Annotated in this window: 15 protein-coding genes; 8 read left to right on the forward strand and 7 right to left on the reverse strand. The window is 66.0% G+C overall.

The window, feature by feature from the left end; all coding sequences use genetic code 11:
- Positions 1-216: 216 nt before the first annotated feature.
- Positions 217-1062 carry a Crp/Fnr family transcriptional regulator gene (locus tag ASE72_RS00005; RefSeq protein WP_056015313.1) on the forward strand — a complete coding sequence of 282 codons (846 nt, stop codon included), beginning with the start codon at positions 217-219 and terminating at the stop codon, positions 1060-1062.
- 66 nt (positions 1063-1128) lie between these two features.
- Here the strand turns inward: ASE72_RS00005 and ASE72_RS00010 are convergent, their stop codons facing one another.
- Positions 1129-2583: a porin gene (locus tag ASE72_RS00010; RefSeq protein ID WP_082445686.1), complete on the reverse strand. Its 1455-nt coding sequence runs from the start codon at positions 2581-2583 to the stop codon at positions 1129-1131.
- 229 nt (positions 2584-2812) lie between these two features.
- On the reverse strand, positions 2813-5617 hold the full coding sequence (locus ASE72_RS00015) for a TonB-dependent receptor (protein ID WP_056015317.1): 2805 nt from the start codon (positions 5615-5617) through the stop codon (positions 2813-2815).
- 624 nt (positions 5618-6241) lie between these two features.
- Here ASE72_RS00015 and ASE72_RS00020 point away from each other — a divergent pair.
- From ASE72_RS00020 to ASE72_RS00040, 5 genes are all read left to right on the forward strand, one after another.
- Positions 6242-6895 carry a carbonic anhydrase gene (locus ASE72_RS00020; protein WP_056015320.1) on the forward strand — a complete coding sequence of 218 codons (654 nt, stop codon included), beginning with the start codon at positions 6242-6244 and terminating at the stop codon, positions 6893-6895.
- Positions 6896-7026: 131 nt separating this feature from the next.
- Positions 7027-7833, forward strand: a complete 807-nt coding sequence (locus ASE72_RS00025; protein WP_056015322.1) for a class I SAM-dependent methyltransferase — start codon at positions 7027-7029, stop codon at positions 7831-7833.
- A gap of 81 nt (positions 7834-7914) precedes the next feature.
- Positions 7915-9012, forward strand: coding sequence for a sensor histidine kinase (locus ASE72_RS00030; protein ID WP_235532166.1), 1098 nt, complete (start codon positions 7915-7917; stop codon positions 9010-9012).
- Positions 9009-9755, forward strand: a complete 747-nt coding sequence (locus ASE72_RS00035; RefSeq protein WP_056015326.1) for a dienelactone hydrolase family protein — start codon at positions 9009-9011, stop codon at positions 9753-9755. Before ASE72_RS00030 ends, ASE72_RS00035 begins: the two co-directional genes overlap by 4 nt.
- 57 nt (positions 9756-9812) lie before the next feature.
- Positions 9813-10574 carry an SGNH/GDSL hydrolase family protein gene (locus ASE72_RS00040; protein WP_056015328.1) on the forward strand — a complete coding sequence of 254 codons (762 nt, stop codon included), beginning with the start codon at positions 9813-9815 and terminating at the stop codon, positions 10572-10574.
- A 3-nt stretch (positions 10575-10577) separates the two neighbouring features.
- Here the strand turns inward: ASE72_RS00040 and ASE72_RS00045 are convergent, their stop codons facing one another.
- Positions 10578-11474 carry an ROK family protein gene (locus tag ASE72_RS00045; protein WP_056018534.1) on the reverse strand — a complete coding sequence of 299 codons (897 nt, stop codon included), beginning with the start codon at positions 11472-11474 and terminating at the stop codon, positions 10578-10580.
- A gap of 70 nt (positions 11475-11544) precedes the next feature.
- Positions 11545-12750 carry an ROK family protein gene (locus ASE72_RS00050; RefSeq protein ID WP_443024730.1) on the reverse strand — a complete coding sequence of 402 codons (1206 nt, stop codon included), beginning with the start codon at positions 12748-12750 and terminating at the stop codon, positions 11545-11547.
- A gap of 263 nt (positions 12751-13013) precedes the next feature.
- Between ASE72_RS00050 and ASE72_RS00055 the strand changes: the two genes are divergently transcribed.
- A complete protein-coding gene (locus ASE72_RS00055; RefSeq protein ID WP_056015330.1) occupies positions 13014-13517 on the forward strand; it encodes a hypothetical protein in 504 nt (167 codons plus the stop codon).
- A 29-nt stretch (positions 13518-13546) separates the two neighbouring features.
- Positions 13547-13846, forward strand: coding sequence for a hypothetical protein (locus tag ASE72_RS00060; RefSeq protein WP_056015332.1), 300 nt, complete (start codon positions 13547-13549; stop codon positions 13844-13846).
- 55 nt (positions 13847-13901) lie between these two features.
- On the opposite strand, the gene ASE72_RS00065 is transcribed toward ASE72_RS00060, so the two are convergent.
- From ASE72_RS00065 to ASE72_RS00075, 3 genes are read right to left on the reverse strand one after another with little or no spacing between them, the layout of a single operon-like run.
- Positions 13902-14906 carry a D-alanyl-D-alanine carboxypeptidase family protein gene (locus ASE72_RS00065; RefSeq protein ID WP_056015334.1) on the reverse strand — a complete coding sequence of 335 codons (1005 nt, stop codon included), beginning with the start codon at positions 14904-14906 and terminating at the stop codon, positions 13902-13904.
- Positions 14903-15280: a hypothetical protein gene (locus ASE72_RS00070; protein WP_235532168.1), complete on the reverse strand. Its 378-nt coding sequence runs from the start codon at positions 15278-15280 to the stop codon at positions 14903-14905. The genes ASE72_RS00065 and ASE72_RS00070 overlap by 4 nt, the downstream gene beginning before the upstream one ends.
- 11 nt (positions 15281-15291) lie before the next feature.
- Entirely contained in the window at positions 15292-16890 is a 1599-nt protein-coding gene (locus tag ASE72_RS00075; RefSeq protein ID WP_082445687.1) for a L,D-transpeptidase family protein, read from the reverse strand.
- Between the last annotated feature and the right edge of the window lie 114 nt (positions 16891-17004).

The following is a 17004-nucleotide window of genomic DNA, read 5'->3' on the forward strand; positions in this document are numbered from 1 at the left end:
CGTAAGGCACTCCGCTGCGGTGACACCCCTCTAGGCCCCTCCCCCAACCCCGTCAAATGCAAATTTCACTTTTATGGCAATTTTTCCAAACTCACGCGTTTCAACGCCCCCCGTGCCCCACAGGGCGGCCTTGAGGGGCACACCGGGACGCCACGCCTAAATTGGCCAATCTGGATCTGACATTCATCCAGATTAGGATCCGGCCGTATCTTCGGGATGGCGATCGACTATCCCAAACTCTCGGCCGTACCGTCCACGATCCGGCCGTCATCATCGCGGCCCCAGCGCGCGGCGATCGATCCACTGGTCCGCAAGCTGTCTGCGGTGCATCAGGTTTCCGTCGAGGAACGGTCCGTCATCCAGGATGTCAGCGATCGGGGCTTGCTCCGGCTTCCCGCTCGCTCGGCGCTGGCCGGCGGGGCGCCTGGGTCGCGCGGCATTCATCTGCTTCTTGGCGGCTGGGCCTGCCGCTACAGGATGCTGCCGGATGGTCGACGCAGGATCGTCGCCTTCTACATGCCGGGCGATGTCTGCGATTTCGACATCCTCGCGCTTGGCGCAGGCGACCAGTCGATCGCGTCGATCAACGCGGTGCAGGTCGTACAGATCGGCGCTACGACGCTTGCGGACGTTACGACACGGTATCCGGGGCTGGAGCGTGCGCTCTGGTCGGATGCGTTGATGACCGCCGCGATCCAGCGCGCGTGGACGATCAACGTCGGTCACAGCGCCGCGAAACAGCGTCTCGCGCATCTGCTTTGCGAGCTTTACCGACGTTCCGACCTGGTCGGGCTTGCGAAGGGAGGGAGTTGCGACCTCCCGCTTACGCAATTCCATCTGGGCGATGCCTGCGCGATGACCGCGATTCATATCAATCGCGTGTTGCAGGAGCTGCGACGCGAGGGACTGGTCTCGCTCGCGCAACGCCGGCTGACGATTCACGACTGGGAGGCGCTGGTCGCGCTCGCGACATTCGACGACGGATATCTGCTGGGTCGTATCCCGGCGGAGGCCCCGGCGGCAACGCCGCCCCGTCAGGTCGCGATGGGAACGCCCGGCTGAAGCTGTCGGCCAACCGCGCCAGGCGGCACCACCTGTACGCCGACCCATCGCGATGTCAGCGGTTGGTCAGTAATTCCACTGGAGCTGCGTGCGGATCAGGTCGCCTTCCGCGCGCCCCGTCCGTCGCTCGTCCGCCTCGAGCCGCTTCATGTGCGAATAGGCGATGGTCAGTTCGAGCGGCGGCACCGGCTGGAATTCGATACCCAGCTCCAGCTCGTCGGTCTCGAGCCGCGGCGCATTGGTCAGCGCCTTCCAGCCACCCCGGTAATATTGCCAGCGGGCATAGGGCATGAACGGCCCGACCAGCGACCGTTTCACTCGGCCCATCGCCTGGACATACCCGCCGTTGAGCGCACGGGTCGTGATCGCCTGCTGCACGACATCATATTCAGGTCCGCGGCCCCAGTTCCATTCGGCCTGAAACCCCAGCGGCCGGGGATACAGGATCGCATGGACGCCGATGCGGTCGTCGGCGAACGCCCGGTCGCTGGTGCCCCCGTCACGAATTTCAGGCTGGACCCGGTTGCGGATCAGCGCACCGCCGATCTCGAGCACCTGCCCCGTCCAGCGCTGCCCCAGCCCGTCGAGCTCGAACGGCCAGGTCGCCGCCAGGACCGTCATCACGCCGTCATTGGTCTCGGTGCGGTTGATTCCCTGCCCGTTGAAGACGCCGATACCGAACGCGCCGTATTTGCCGAACAGCTTCTGGCCGTCCTTCTGAAGCCGCGACCAGATCCGGTCGACATGGCGCGGCGTATAAAAGCCGATCACGCCGATATCGCGCTCGCTTGGAACCGCGCTGTTGATCCCGTCGCTGCGATCGAGCGTCAGGCGGTTCGACGACGACTGCATGTTCTCCCAGCCATAGGGTACCTTGGACTGGCCGAAGCGCAGGCTGAAGCGCTTGTCCGCATCGAGGAAGGTGTCGACATAGGCATCGCGTAACTGGACAAAGGCTTCGCGCCGTTCGCCGCCCGACTGGTTGCTGACGCTGCTCGCGAAATCGGGCTGCAGGTAAAAGGACACGCGGTCGCTCAGATCGCCCTCCAGCACGAGCCGGATGCGGCGGAAGGTGAAGTTGGTGTCGTCGCCGATGCCGCCGTCATGCACGGAGCGCAGTCGCGACACGCCATCGGGTGCGCGACGATCGCCCGACACGATCTCGTTGAACCGCAGCTGCGTATACCCGCGGACGTTGATCGTCTCGTACCAGGGTTTTCTGGGCGCGGATACCGGCTGCGGCGGTGTCGATGCCTGCATGATCGTCGCGGACGGCGGTACCATGGTCGGTGCGGCGCGCGCAGGCGCTAACGCCGACGGCGCCGCCGTCGGCGGGCTGCTCTGCGCGGTCTGCATCACAGACCCGCCCGGACCACCCTGCGCCGCCTTGAGCTCGGCGATCGTCGCCTTGAGTTCGTCGATCTGACGCTGGAGGTCCTGGACGGTTTGCGCGCTCGCGCCGCCGGCGGAGGCCAGGAAGACCCCGGAGCCGACCGCGAGGGTGATGATACGGCGCTGCATAACCATGATCGATCGGACGCTCGGTACTGCGGTACGAGCCCCACTGCCCGCCCGGTCCGGCAGGGACAGGTCGACCCCGCCTTGCCACGGCTGGCCGATGCCCCAGCCGCGCGCGCACCGCAAGCAGCCGTTACGTGATTTTCGGCAGCATGGCGTTGAAAGGAAACGGTTCAGCCATCGGACACCGTGGCGAACCGTTCCCGGCCCGCTACGGCAGTGCTCCGTCAGCCTACATACGGAACGAGAGCGACGCGACGTAGGTGCGGCCGTTCTTGTAGAACGCGGTCGGCCGGTCAGGCGTCGCGTTGTACTGGCGATACGTCTCGTCGAGCAGGTTCTGCGCGTTGAGCGACAGCGTGACCTGCTTGGTCAGGTTGAACCCGGCCGACAGATCGAGCTGGTTATACGCCGCCACCATTTCGCGCGAGCCGAGCCGGCCGATCGTGCGGAAATACTTGGTGCGGTAATTGTAGCTCAGCCGCGCCTGGAACGGACCGCTCTCGAAATACGGGATCACGTTGACCGTATGCTTCGACAGATAGGGCAAGTTCAGCTCGGCGCCCGAGGCATCGCTCGACGAGGTGCTGCTGTCCTGGAACGTGTAGTTCGCCTGCAGGCCGAACCCGCCCCAGATCTCGCTCTGGCCCGAGACGAGGATACCGTTGACCTTGGCCTTGCCGCCGTTGATCGGCTGCGAGACGCTGTAGTTGTTCTCGAGCTGCCCCGTGAGCGAATTGAACAGCGTCACACCCTCGGTCCGCGTGGTGATGATGTAGTTGCTGATCTCGCGGCGGAAGGCTTCGACCGCGATCAGGCTGCCCGGGCGCGGATAGAATTCGGCCGTCGCCTCGTAGTTCGTCGATTCGTACGGCTTGAGGTTGGGGTTGCCGCCGCCCGCATCGCGCGTCGTGTCGTTCTGCGAGATCGACGCGGCCAGATCCTGATAGCGTGGCCGCGAGATCACGCGCGCGACCGCACCGCGGAAGATCAGCGACGAGCTGGCTTCATAGGCGATGTTGAAGCTCGGCAGGAACTTCAGGTAATCGGTCGTCGTGGTCGTCGGCGTGGGCGTCGGGTTCGGGTTTGCCGCGGTCGACAGCGTCAGCGCATAATCCGACACGTCCTGCGTATAGACGAGGCGGCCGCCGATGTTGCCGCGGAATCCGCCCTGGTCGAAGTTGAGCTGGGCATAGCTCGCCGCGACGGTCTCCTTGACCCGCGTGGTCGCACCGATCTTGGTGGTCAGCGGCGAGTTGATCGCGTTCGCCAGGATGTCGATGACCGCCTGCTGCGACAGGTTCAGATATTGGGTCGCGTTGCCGAGACCACCGCTGCCGCTGAACGTGCCGTCGGGCGTCGACGCGGTGGGCACGTTGAGCTGCGACGCGAGCTGCGACGTCGTCAGATAGGTGTTGATTCCGCGGCCATCGATGCGGTTGACGTGGTCGGTGACGCGCGCCCCGAGCAGGAGCTGCGTGAACGGACCGAAGGACACCGGGATCGTCGCGTCATACCCGCCGAAGATATCGCGGTCGGTCGTGACGCTATAGTCGAGCCCGCCAATCTGTGCCGCGTTGAGCGCCGTGCCGTTGATGATGACCGGACGGCCCTCGATCTGCGCGGGGTTGTTGTTCGGGTTGGTGAAATAATTCGCGGCATTGGTCGGATCACCGACGAAATTGACCGTGGCGCTGTCCTTGGTGAAGGCATAGCTGAACGGCAGGCGGGTCTGGACGTTGAAGAGATATTCCGGATTGCGGCCGCCGGTCGCCTTGCTCCAGCCGCCGGCGAACGAGACCTTGGCGCCGGTATCGTCTTCATAATCGGCAAAGAAATTGAGGTTGTTGGTCTTCAGCTTGGTGCGACGGACCAGCGTGTCGAGCTGCGCGCTCTGGCTGGTGGCGGCCCCGAACGAGGCGGAGTCGACCACGCCATTGCTGACATTGGCGGACTGGAGGACGTTGCCCGTCCATGCGACCGGGATCGTGTACATCGACTGGCTGTAGTTGTTGTAATTGCCGTCGATATGCAGCCCGTTGAGCGTCAGCGTCAGGTTACTGACCGGACGGATCTGCGCGGTGCCCGAGAAGCTCTTGCGCTCGCGGGTCTGCTGGAAATACGCGTAGTTGATGCCGAAAGGCGCCACCGCGTTGATCAGGTCCTCCTTCGTGCCGCCGGTCACGGTCGCCGCGGGATTGAGCAGGAGGCCCTGCCCGCTCGCGTCGCGGCGGACCGCGCCATTTGCGTCCTTCTGGAAGAAGTCGGCGCCGCTCTGATAGCCGAAGAATTCGACGCCCGACCGCGTCAGGCTCTGCTTGTCGTAGGTGGCGGCGGCGAGGAAGCCGATCGTCTCGCTGTCGTTCTTCCAGCTGTAAAGGCCCGAGCCACGGACATTGCCCTTGTCCGAGCGGTCATTGTACGAATAGCCGCCCGACGCGAAGATCGAATTGGCCTTCAATTCGAGCGGCCGCCGCGTGCGGACGATGACCGTCCCGCCGAGGCTGCCTTCCTCGATGCGGGGTTCGGGCGACTTGTAGACTTCGAGGCGGTCGACCAGTTCGGGTGCGAGCAGCGAATAGTTGAAGGTGCGGCTCGACGGGTCGTTGTCGTTGCCGCCCCAGTCGGCCGACGCCAGCGCGTGGCCATCGAGCAGCATGCGGTTGAGCGCGGGGTCCGTCCCCAGAATGGCGACCTTTTCGCCCTCGCCGAAACGACGGTCGATGCTGACGCCGGGGATATGCGACAGCGACTCGGCGACGTTGCGATCCGGGAACTTGCCGATCGCCTCGGCGCTGATCACGTCGACCACCGCATTGGCCTCGCGCTTGACCGCGATCGCGCTGCGCAGACTGCCACGGATACCGGTGACGACGATGTCGCTGTCGGCATTCGCGCTATCGGGGGTCGAGGATTGCGTGGTCGTACCGACCTGCGCGTCGGCGGAGCCCGGGGCAATCTGCGCGGAGGCCGCCGACATCGTCATCCCGAACGCGAGTGCGCTCGTGGCGAGTAAAACCTGCTTGTGGAAAACCATGGTCAAAGCCCCTTCCCTTCGACGCCGCAGCGCCATCCCCGACACGGCCGCCCGCATCGCTCCAAACCCGATCAGCCGGTATTGTTTTGGTCACCGATCCGACCGCGTGACGCAGCGATATAACCAATTCGCTTATCGAATCTATTGCGAAAATGACCTTTTTATTACCAATTATCGTTTTGATACAGCCGCGACACAATAGTCACACCGGAGACATTGGTCAGCATGACGAACGTATAGCGTCACAGGTTTTTCAACTGGATCAACATCTGCTTGCGAGCATTTGGTAACTTGTGCTGACCTTTATTAGCTTGGCGGATTGCGAGTATCGCCACCGACTGGCGATAGCCGGTATCGCAACTTTGGAGCTGCCCTTGGCCGCCCACCGCCGTTTCACCCCATTGAACGGACCAATATAGGCCCACCCATATTTCGCCGGTGGTTAACGGCGGTCATCGCCGCCTATCGGGCAATCGTGAGCAACGCCTCGAGACGCGACTCGTGCGGCGCAATGCCCGCCTCGTCTCAGGTTCGGGGGCAAAATGGTGTTCGCAGGGAACAACAGTGGGTAGATGGGGTTGGTTCGATCTGGCCGTTGTGGCCGTATCCCGGGAGACGATACATATGACCGATTTTGCCGACCTAGTTGATGGCTATCAGCGATTCCGCACGTCCGATTGGCGGCGCCAGCACGACCGTTGGGAAAAGCTGAAGGGCGGACAGGAGCCGCGCGTGATGGTGATCGCGTGTTCCGACAGCCGGGTCGAGCCCGCGCAGATCTTCGACACGTTGCCCGGCGAGATGTTCGTCGTGCGCAACGTCGCAAACCTTGTCCCGCCGTTCGAAACCGGCGGCGGCTATCACGGTGTGTCCGCGGCCGTCGAGTTCGCGGTGACGCAACTCAAGGTCACCGAGATCGTCGTGCTTGGCCATGGCCAGTGCGGTGGCTGCAAGGCGGCGCTCGCCGGCACCTTCACCGATGCAGAGCGCGGCAAGGGTGGTTTTATCAGCGACTGGGTCCACCTCCTCGACGGTGCCAAGGCGAAGGTCTCGTCGGACCATGCCGATCTGACGTCGACAGAGGCCCGTGAGGCGATGGAGCAGGCAGCCGTGCAGACGTCGATCGACAATCTTCGCACATTCCCGTTCGTTCGCGAGGCCGAGGAAGCCGACCAGCTCGAGATCCGCGGCGCGGTCTTCTCGATCGACGACGGCATCCTGCGCGTCATCAACGAGACCGGCAAATTCGAGCCGGCGCAGCCGCGAGCCGCTGCGTAATAACCGTGGCCGTCGCCGCGTAAGTCCTTGATCGGCCACCGCGCCGATCGTCGAGGGACGGTTCAGACCCCGCCTTGCCGTCAGGCAAGCGCGGGGTCTATGCTGTCGGCTTCCCGTCATGAGGTATTCCGATGCGAAACGTCCTTCTTGTCGCCGCCGGCCTGTCGCTCGCAACCGGCGCGATCGCGGCACCCGATCCCGTCAGGGGTCCCGTCCCGAGCCCCGCGCTGATCGCCGCGACGAAGGCGGATACGCGCACCGCGAAGACGATCGCGCGCGACCAATATCGCCACCCTGCGCAGACGCTCGCATTTTTCGGCGTGAAGCCGACCGACACGGTCGTCGAGATCTGGCCGAGCGGCGGCTGGTATACCGAGATCCTCGGGCCCTATCTCGCGGCGAAGGGCACGCTCTACGCGGCCGCGCCGAACGAAAAGGGTCTTGCGGCGGTGCGCGGCAAGCAGGCGGCGCAGCCCGCGGCCTATCGCTCGGTCAAATATGCGATGTTCCCGCGCGTCGCCGACCAGCCCGCGGTGCCTGCGGGCAGCGCCGACGTCGTGCTGACGTTCCGCAACGTGCACAATTGGCGCTTCGGTGCGGTCGACCAGACGCAGGCCGCGTTCGACCAGATGTTCGCGATGCTCAAGCCAGGTGGTACGCTCGGCCTCGTCGAGCATCACCTGCCCGAGACGGGGACGATCGTCGAAGGCAAGAGCGGCTATATGAAGCGGTCGTCGGTGATCGCGTTCGCGACCCGCGCCGGGTTCAAGCTGGCCGCCGAAAGCGCGATCAACGCCAACCCCAAGGACAGCCACGACTATCCCAAGGGCGTCTGGACGCTGCCGCCCAACTATGCCGAGGGCGACGTCGATCGGGCGCGCTATGCCGCGATCGGCGAGAGCGACCGGATGACGCTCAAATTCGTGAAGCCGCGCTAAACCGAAATCTTGTACGAAACATCGCGGTTCAAACGAGACACGCGCATTTGGCGCAAACTGACGGGGCTGGTACGACGGGGCGTGAACCACGGTCTTCCCCTGTCCTCCCCGCCCATGCCGCTGGTCGATCAGCGCCCGCGGCGCCTGCTCGAGCGGCTGCCCTTGCTCACCGACCGGCCGATCGCCGCCTATATGCTGGCGGTCGGCCTGTCGGTCGGGGCGTGCGTCCTGCGCATGGCGAGCGATCACCTGCTGCCGCCCGGCTTCCCGTACCTGACCTTCTTCCCCGCGGTGATCATCTGCGCGTTCCTGCTGGGCCGCGGTCCGGGCACGCTCGCCGCCGTGCTGTGCGGCCTGATGGCGTGGTATTTCTTCATTCCCCCGATCAACGGCTTCGCGCTTGGCGTCGATACCGCGGTCGCGCTGCTCTTCTATGCGGGCGTGGTCACGGTCGACATCATGCTCGTCGACTGGATGCAGACAGCCAACCACCGGCTGCGCGACGAACGCGAGCGTAATGCGGACCTGGCGCTGCGCAGCACGCAACTCGCCGAACGCACCGAGATCCTGTTCGGCGAACTCCAGCACCGCGTCTCGAACAACCTGCAGATGATCGGTGCGGTCCTGTCGCTGCAGAAGCGCGGTGTCACCGATCCCGCGGCGATCCAGGCGCTCGACAACGCCGCGACGCGGTTGACGCTGATCGGTCGCATCCAGCGGCAGCTTTACGACACCAGCGGGTCGCAGATCGCGCTCCATCAATTCCTGCGCGATCTCGCCGCCGACGTGATCGAGGCGGGCGGCAAGCCCGGAATCGCACACAGCGTCTCCGCGCCCGAGGGGATCACGCTGCCACCCGACGCGCTGATCCCGCTCGCGCTGATCCTTGCCGAGGCGATCGCCAACGCGATCGAGCACGGGTTTGCCACGCGCGACGACGGTCGCATCGCGATCGATCTGGTCGAGGTCGCGGGGCATCTTCACCTCAGCGTCGTCGATGACGGTGCGGGCCTGCCTCCCGCATTCGATCTGCGCACCAGCATCAGCCTCGGATCGAAGATCGCCACCACGCTCGCACGCCAGCTCGGCGGCAGTTTCGAAGTGCTCAACGCGGACCCGGTCGGCGCGATGAGCATCCTGGTCATCCCCCATCACGACCAGCGAGCACCCACCCGATGATCATTCGCAGCGACGAGACAATCGACGTTCCCTTCGCGACCGGTGGCGTGATGCGGACGCATATCTTCCGTCCGGCGGTCGAGGGGCGCTATCCCGGCGTGGCGTTGTTTTCCGAAATCTATCAGGTCACCGAGCCGATCCGCAGGCTTGCCGCGTTCGTCGCAGGGCATGGCTATTGCGTCGCCGTGCCCGAGGTCTACCATGACTACGAAACGCCGGGCACCGTCCTGCGCTACGATCCGGCGGGAACGGATCGTGGCAATCTGCTGAAACTGACCAAGCCCGTCTCGGCGTTCGATGCCGATGCGACCGCGACGCTCAACCTGCTGACCGCGCATCCGGCCTGCAACGGGCGGCTGGCGACGATGGGCGTCTGCCTCGGCGGGCACCTCGCCTATCGCGCCGCACTCGATCCGCGCGTCACCGCCGCCGCCTGCTTCTACGCGACCGACATCCATAGCGGCACGCTCGGGTTCGGTCGCAACGACGACAGCCTCGCGCGGATGGCGGAACTCAAGGCCGAGACGTTGTTCGTCTGGGGACGCCAGGACCCGCACGTTCCCTTTACCGGGCGCGAGGCGATCAGGGCCAGGCTCGAAGCCGTTGGTGCTACCTATGAATGGCACGAGGTGAACGGCCAGCATGCGTTTCTGCGCGACGAGGGGCCGCGCTACGACCCTGCGTTGTTCGTCGAAGCGACGGGCTGGATGTTTGCGATGTTCCGCCGTGTCCTCGCGTCGTGATCGTCACGGCATAATCCTGTCGCGATCGCCGCGTCGCCTTAGCCCGGAGCTTCTCTGATGAAATCGATACTGTTCAGCATGGCGATGATTGCGACGGCAGCGCCCGTATCCGCGCAGGAAAAGGATGCGGCACCCGCACCCGCCGCCGCGCCGAGCGATGCCGAGCAGCGGCTCCGGACCGACTGGGCATGGCTCGGGCGCTATCAGGCCGCGAACGCCGCGCTGCCCGATGCCGCAAGCGGGGCGCAGCGCATCGTCTTCATGGGCGATTCGATCACCGAAGGCTGGGTCAGCCAGGCGCCCGATTTCTTCGCCGGCAAGAACCGCGTCGGGCGCGGGATCAGCGGGCAGACGACGCCGCAGATGGTGCTGCGCTTCCGTCAGGACGTGATCGACCTCAGGCCCGCGGTCGTGCACATCATGGCGGGCACCAACGATATTGCCGGGAATACCGGCCCGATGTCGCCCGACCAGACCAAGGCCAATATCCGGACGATGACCGAGCTCGCGCGCGCGCACGGTATCCGGGTGATCCTCGCGTCGATCCCGCCCGCGGGTGGCTTCCCGTGGCGGCCGGGTCTTGCGACCGCCGACCCGATCATCGCAATGAATGCCTGGCTCAAGGCCTATGCGGCGTCCAACAACGCGACCTACGCCGATTACTGGACCGCGCTCCACGACGGCAAGGCGATGCGCGCCGAGCTCGCCTCCGACGGCGTGCACCCGAATGCGAAAGGCTATGCCGTCATGGCGCCGGTCGCCGACAAGGCGATCCGCGCTTCGCTTGCCACGCCCGCGCCAAAGGCGATCGCGCGGTAGGGCTCAGGCCGGCCAGAGCCGCGCGGCGCCGCGGACGCCCGACGAATCGCCCCAGCGCGCCGGGACGACGCGCCCCTTCCAGTCGCGCCCGAAGCTGTAGCGACTGATGATCGCCGGCAGCGGATCGTAGATCGCCGCGACGTTCGACATGCCGCCGCCCAGCACGAACACGTCCGGGTCGACGATATTGGCGACCATCGCCATCGCGCGACCGAGCCGGTCGACATAGGCGTCGAGCGCGGCGACCGCGTCGGGGTCGCCCCGTTCGGCCGCGACGACGATCGCGGGGCCATCGAGCGTGACGCCGGATCGCCTCACATAATCGTTACGAAACCCGGTGCCCGACACCAGCATGTCGAGGCACCCGTGCAGACCGCACCAGCAGGCCGGCCCGGGAAACTCGTCCGCGGTCATCCACGGGAGCGGGACATGGCCCCACTCGCCGCCCATGCCATTGGCGCCCTCGACGATCCGGCCGTCGACCACCAGCCCGCCGCCAACGCCGGTGCCGACGATGACGCCGAACGCCGAGCGCGCGCCTGCCGCGGCGCCATCCACCGTTTCCGACAATGCCATGCAATTCGCATCGTTCGCCATGCGCACCTCGCGACCGAGCGCCGCCTCCAGATCCTCGCGGAAACGGCGGCCATTCAGGAAGGTCGCGTTCGAATTGCGCATCAGGCCGTCACGCGGGCTGATCGAACCGGGCGTACCGATGCCGATCGTACCCCGACCGCCCGCCTCGCTCTCCGCCTGCGCGATCAGCCCGCACAGGTCCCGGATCGCCGCGTCATAACAACCGGGATTGGGCGTCCGTACCCGCGTCAGGAATTGACCATCGGCGTCGAGCGCCGCGGCCTCGATCTTCGTGCCACCGAAATCGATACCGATCTGGATCACTGCATCCCACTCCACTTTTTCTTGCGCTCACCCAGCAGTGTCGCTCGATAAAGTCAATTTGCTTTACTGATCAACCCTTGATCAGGATTGCATCGGAGGGAAGAATCCGGTCGAGGAACGGCAGGATGGCGGCGCCGACGGCGGGCGCATCCTGAGACAGCATCGCGCGGTGGATCGGCGCGATCGTGGGGATATTCGGTGCGGCGGCGGTCAGCTTGCGGTGTGCGTCGCTCGCGAGCCGGTCGAGCACGTCATCGGGCAGGCGACCGCCGATCAGGACGGCGGCGGGGTTGATCAGGCAGTTGACCGCGGTCAACGCGGGCACGAGCGCGCTTGAGGCCTCATCGAGCCAGGCATCGACATGCTGTGCATAGGCGGCGGGAAACGCCTGCGTCGTCTCCACCGTGCCGAGATCGAGCCCGGCGTGCTCGAGCCGCGCCGAGAGCGCCGACAGCGACACGACATCCTGCAACACGCGATCGGGCGCACCGGCGAGCGGCAGGAAGCCGATCTCGCCGCTGCGCGCGCCGGCGCCGCGGTAATAGGAGCCATCGATCACCACGCCGCCGCCAAGACCGGCGCTGACCAATATGTAGAAGAAGCTCGCATGGTCGTGGCCGCTGCCGAACTGCGCCTCGCCGATCGCTGCCGCCGCGGCGTCGTTATCGATATGCACCGACCAGGGCACCGCATCGCCGAGCAAGGCCTGAAGATCGACATCGGCCCAGCGTTCATAGCCGGCAGGCCGATGCGGCATCGGCACGCGACCGAGATCGTCGGGAAGCGCGACGCCGACGCCCAGCACGCGGTCCATGCGGACCTTGCCCGACGCGCGGATGTCAGCGACCCCGTCGCGGACGAACGCGACGATGTCCTCGGGCATTGCGAACGAGACCTGGCGCGTCACCCGCGACCGGACGGTGCCTGCGAGATCGAGCGACACCAGGGTCACATGGTCGCGGTCGATATTCAGGCCGATCGCGAAACAGCCATCGGGATTGATCCGCAACCGCACCGCGGGCTGTCCACGCCCGCCATGCCGCCGACCCGCATCGATGATCAGGTCGGCCTCGAACAGCCGCCCCGTGATATTCGCGATCGTCGGCGCGGTCAGGTTCGTCATCGTCGCGATTTCGGTACGCGTGATATCGGGGTGACGGCGAATGACCTGCAGGACGACGCGCTGGTTGTAATCCCCCGCCCGTTCGAGGTTGGTCCCCGACAGGCTCGGCCCGAGACGAACCGCGCGCTCGTCTGCCGTCACACTGCTGCCCATCTGGGGCTGGTAATCCGAAAACGCCACTGTCTGCCATCTCCCCAACGACGCTATAGGGCGACAGTCGGGCATCGTCCCGAACCGGTCAAATAAATAAGGCAAGTTGCGCATCGTGGGGCGCGCCGGAGCACGATCCCGTGGCTGGGATGGCGGCATCTGGCATGCCGTCGCAGCACCGCTCCGGCGCTGTCGATGCCACATCGCACTTCGCGAGATGCTATGGTATCCGCCGTCAATTCAATCCTTTGTGGAAGAACGGTTGCATGATTACACGGCTTGAGGATCTGGAGCGCGTCCGTACCGAGTGCCGCGCGCTCGTCACCAAGCGCTCGCTCGTTTCGGCGGGCGCCGCGGTCGTCCCCGTGCCGGGAATCGATCTGGTCGCGGACGTCGGTCTGCTCACGTCGCTTTTGCCGCAGATCAGTGCGAAGTTCGAACTGGATCATGACCAGGTTCAGAAGCTCGAGCCCAAGATCGCGCAGCAGGTCCTGGTGATGGCGTCCAGCATGGGCAACAACGTGATCGGCCGCACGGTCACCAAGCGGATCGTCACGAGCCTGCTCCGCCGTGTCGGCGCGCGCGTCGCTGCCGGCTCCGTCGCCAAGTTCGTACCGTTCATCGGCTCCGCGGTCGCCGCGGGGATCAGCTTCGGCGCGATGAAGCTGGTCGGGAACGCGCATATCGAGGATTGCTACAAGACGGCACGCGCCTTGCTGCCAGGCGCGACGCTCGATACGCCGGGTGCCGGCACTGCGTCGCATCGCTGACGCTCCATACACACGAACGGAATCCCGGCATGGCGAAACAATATTGGGCGCAACTGATCGACTTCGACGAGGAGATGGATTCCGCGTGCATCTCCGGCGCGACCGACTACGAGGATGCAGCCGAGACGCTCGTCGCCGATTTCGTTGGGGCGATGGGTGGCGAGATCACGCAGGGCGCAGTCCGCGTCTGGGTCCAGGGCGGCGACGTCGAGAAGGTCTATGACTGGAAGGTCGATCTCGTCATGCCCGAGGGCGATGAGGGCAACGCCAGCGCGGACGACGACGAGATTGAGGTCGAGGCGGAAATCGAGCTCATCCAGCGCGTCTGATCCGGCGCGTTTGATCCACGAGCGTGCGGGGCAGCGCCCCCGCACGCTCGGCGGCTCAGCCGCCGCTGGCGATCTTGTCGAACCCGCGTTCGAGGATCTGCCCGACCAGCCGATCGCGCGAGGGGCCCGTGCGCTCCCCCAGGACGACCGCGATCAGCCGCGTATTGCCTCGCTTCGCCGATGCCGCCAGGTTGAACCCCGCCTCGACGGTATAGCCCGTCTTCAGTCCATCGACGCCCGCAAAGGCGCCGAGCATGTGGTTGTGGTTGAGCAGCCTGCGCGTGCCCCACGTGAAGGACCGCGTTCCGAAATACGCATAGCGGCGCGGATGCTTGTCAATCAGCGCCTTCGAGAGCAGCGCCATGTCCGTCGCGGTCGTCGCATTCGCGCCCGGCAGTCCGGTGACGTTGGTGAACGACGTATGGTGCATCCCGAGCGTCCGGGCCTTGACGGTCATCTTGCGCGCGCACCCGGCCTCGGTGCCCCCGAGCTTTTCGCCGAGCGCCACCGCGACATCGTTCGCCGAACTCACCGCGATCGCACGGATCGCCTCGCCCACGGTCAGGCTTCCCCCGGGCTTGAACCCGAGCCGCGACGGCGGCTGGTTCGCCGCCGCGCGCGAGACCTTGACCGTATCGGTAAGCTGCAGCCTGTCCGCATCGAGCGCATCGAACGTCAGGAACAACAGCATCATCTTCGTCAGCGACGCAGGCCGCCGCACCAAATTGGCGCTCTGCGCGTACAGCACGCGCCCGTCGCTCGCATCGATCAGGATGGCCGACACCGTCCGCGTCGACGCCACCACCAGCGGTGGACCGGTATCGATGGCCGGGAGCAAGGGCGCGGGCTGCGGGGCGGGCTGCGGTGCTGCCATCGGTCCCGCGGGTCCCGGGAACGACGTTCCCAAATACGCCGACGCCTGATCGGCGGGCGCGTCCCGCGACTGTGTGGCCATCGCTGTCGCCGCTGGCATCGCGAGCGCGGTCAGCGCGCAGACATGGATCGACAGTCGCGAGAGGCGCCGGCCGGTCGCGGTCGGTGATACCGTCGCCGGTCTCACTCCGGCTCCGTCTCGTTGGTCGTCGGAGCATCACCTGCGGTATCGGGCGCTGCGTCCTTCGTGGAAGACCCGTCGCGCGTGACCCGTGCGGTCATCCCCGTCGCGTCCGCGTCGTCCTGCATCTGGACGTCGGGCGCGATCTCCGCCGCGGGCGGGGCCTCGGCCTTGACCTCCGCAGGAGGCGGCGCCGCGGGCTCGGCGGCGACGGGCGCGGTTTCCTCGACCGGTGCCTCTTCCTCGTAGGACATGTTTTCGGTCACCGGCGGTGCCTCGGGCTCGGAGCGCGAACAGCCACCCAGCACCGCCGTCATCATCGTTGCCGCAACCGCGAAGCCGATCCCGCTGGTCCGCTTGCCCATGCTGTATGTCGTCATGTTCATTACCCTTATCGTGCCGCCAGTGCCTGGCGAGCGGAGCGTGCCTCGATCTTGGCGGCGAGCTTGGCGTCCCAGCTATAGGGATCGGCCCGGAAATTCATCTGCCCGTTCCCGCTGGCAAACGCCGTCCAGTAGAGCAGATAGACCGAGACCGGCTTGGCCAGCCGCGCGCGGACCGTATCACCCTTCGTCACGGTCGCGGCGATCGCCTCCGACGTCCATTGCGGATCGCCCGCCAACAGCCGCTCGGCGAGCTCACCCGGCTTTTCGAGCCGGACGCAGCCATGGCTCGCCAGACGGTCGAAGCTCGCAAACTTCGCGCGCGACGGCGTGTCGTGGAGATACACCGAATAGGGATTGTCGAAGTCGAACTTGTAGCGTCCCAGCGCGCTCTGGTTCCCCGCCGACTGCTGCAACCGCGTGCCGCCGATCACCTTGAAGCCGTTCCGCTTGAGATACCCCGGATTGGCCTTCTCCTTCGGCCACAATTCGCGCGTGGCGATCGAGGTCGGCACGTTCCACGGCGGATTGATGACGACGCTGTGGATCGTCGAGGTCAACATCGGCGTCTCGTCGCCCGGCCGACCGGTGACTGCGCGCATCGAGGTGACGGGCTTGTCGCCGTCGAACACCGTCAGCACCGCGGCGGCGATATTCACCTGGATACGATCCTTGGGCAGCTCCTGCGGCAGCCAGCGCCAGCGCTCCATGTTCGCCATGATCTGGCGGACGCGTTCGGTGGCCGACACGTTGAGCGCTGCAAGCGTCTGGACCGACACGATCCCGCTCGGGTTCAGGCCATAACGGCGCTGGGCCCGGCGAACGCCGTCGAGCAGCGCCGCGTCATAGCGGTCGCCGCTGGTCGAGACCGCCTTGTCCTCGACCGCGAGCCGCTGACGCAGCGCGACGACGCGCGGGCCGCTTGCGCCGATCGTCATGTCGGGACCCGATGCGAGCGCCGACCAGCCTCCCGACGCCGCGATTTCGCGGTAGCGCTCGAGTCCGGCCTTCAGCCCGTCATAGCCCGAATAGGGCGGCGGCAGTGCCGCGAACCACGCGACGATCCGGTCTCGCCGTACCGCGTCCGCAAAACCGGGAAGCGGATCGAACGCGGGCGGACGCATGCCCCAATCCTGCTGGAAATCGGCCTCCGACAGGCGCCCGGCATGCACCGCACGCGCATGGTCGAGCGCCTGGCGGACGAGCGTGTCGTTGTCGACGTCGAGCACCAGCGTCGGGCGCGCAACCGCAAGCCCCTGCCCCATCGTGTCCGACGCGAGCAGCTTCTGGAGCTGCTTGACCTGCGATTCCGACAGCGTCGGCAGCGCGACGGCGGGCATGACGGGTGCCGGCACATAGGTCGGCGGAGCCTGCGGCGGGGCGACCTGCGGCTGAAGCAACTGCGGCGGCACGAGCTGTTGCTGCGCCGACGCGGCCGCCCCGGCGCCGAACGGCACGATCAGCGCGGCGATCACGCCAGTTCCGAGCAGCCGGGCGGGCGTCCGGCGCAGCACGCCGCGCAGCTTGGACTCGGTCGTCACCACCGGCAGGGCATCACGGATATCGCCGGGCGTGACGGACAAAAGGGTCTTTGAAAGGCTTTGCATGGCTTCCCTATAGCGTTCGCGCCCTGCGTCGCACGGGCAATATCGCTGCAACCTGAATAAACCGCGTCGACACAGGTAAATATGCACCGGCGCGCGGAGATTTCAGCAGTGATC

It is taken from the genome of Sphingomonas sp. Leaf20, from assembly GCF_001421535.1.
Lineage (GTDB): Bacteria > Pseudomonadota > Alphaproteobacteria > Sphingomonadales > Sphingomonadaceae > Sphingomonas.

Coding starts and splice junctions, on each gene's coding strand:
- ASE72_RS00005 (WP_056015313.1), top strand. CDS start 217: ATGGCGATCGACTATCCCAAACTCTCGGCCGTACCGTCCACGATCCGG.
- ASE72_RS00010 (WP_082445686.1), bottom strand. CDS start 2,583: ATGCAGCGCCGTATCATCACCCTCGCGGTCGGCTCCGGGGTCTTCCTG.
- ASE72_RS00015 (WP_056015317.1), bottom strand. CDS start 5,617: ATGGTTTTCCACAAGCAGGTTTTACTCGCCACGAGCGCACTCGCGTTC.
- ASE72_RS00020 (WP_056015320.1), top strand. CDS start 6,242: ATGACCGATTTTGCCGACCTAGTTGATGGCTATCAGCGATTCCGCACG.
- ASE72_RS00025 (WP_056015322.1), top strand. CDS start 7,027: ATGCGAAACGTCCTTCTTGTCGCCGCCGGCCTGTCGCTCGCAACCGGC.
- ASE72_RS00035 (WP_056015326.1), top strand. CDS start 9,009: ATGATCATTCGCAGCGACGAGACAATCGACGTTCCCTTCGCGACCGGT.
- ASE72_RS00040 (WP_056015328.1), top strand. CDS start 9,813: ATGAAATCGATACTGTTCAGCATGGCGATGATTGCGACGGCAGCGCCC.
- ASE72_RS00050 (WP_443024730.1), bottom strand. CDS start 12,750: ATGGGCAGCAGTGTGACGGCAGACGAGCGCGCGGTTCGTCTCGGGCCG.
- ASE72_RS00055 (WP_056015330.1), top strand. CDS start 13,014: ATGATTACACGGCTTGAGGATCTGGAGCGCGTCCGTACCGAGTGCCGC.
- ASE72_RS00060 (WP_056015332.1), top strand. CDS start 13,547: ATGGCGAAACAATATTGGGCGCAACTGATCGACTTCGACGAGGAGATG.
- ASE72_RS00070 (WP_235532168.1), bottom strand. CDS start 15,280: ATGACGACATACAGCATGGGCAAGCGGACCAGCGGGATCGGCTTCGCG.
- ASE72_RS00075 (WP_082445687.1), bottom strand. CDS start 16,890: ATGCAAAGCCTTTCAAAGACCCTTTTGTCCGTCACGCCCGGCGATATC.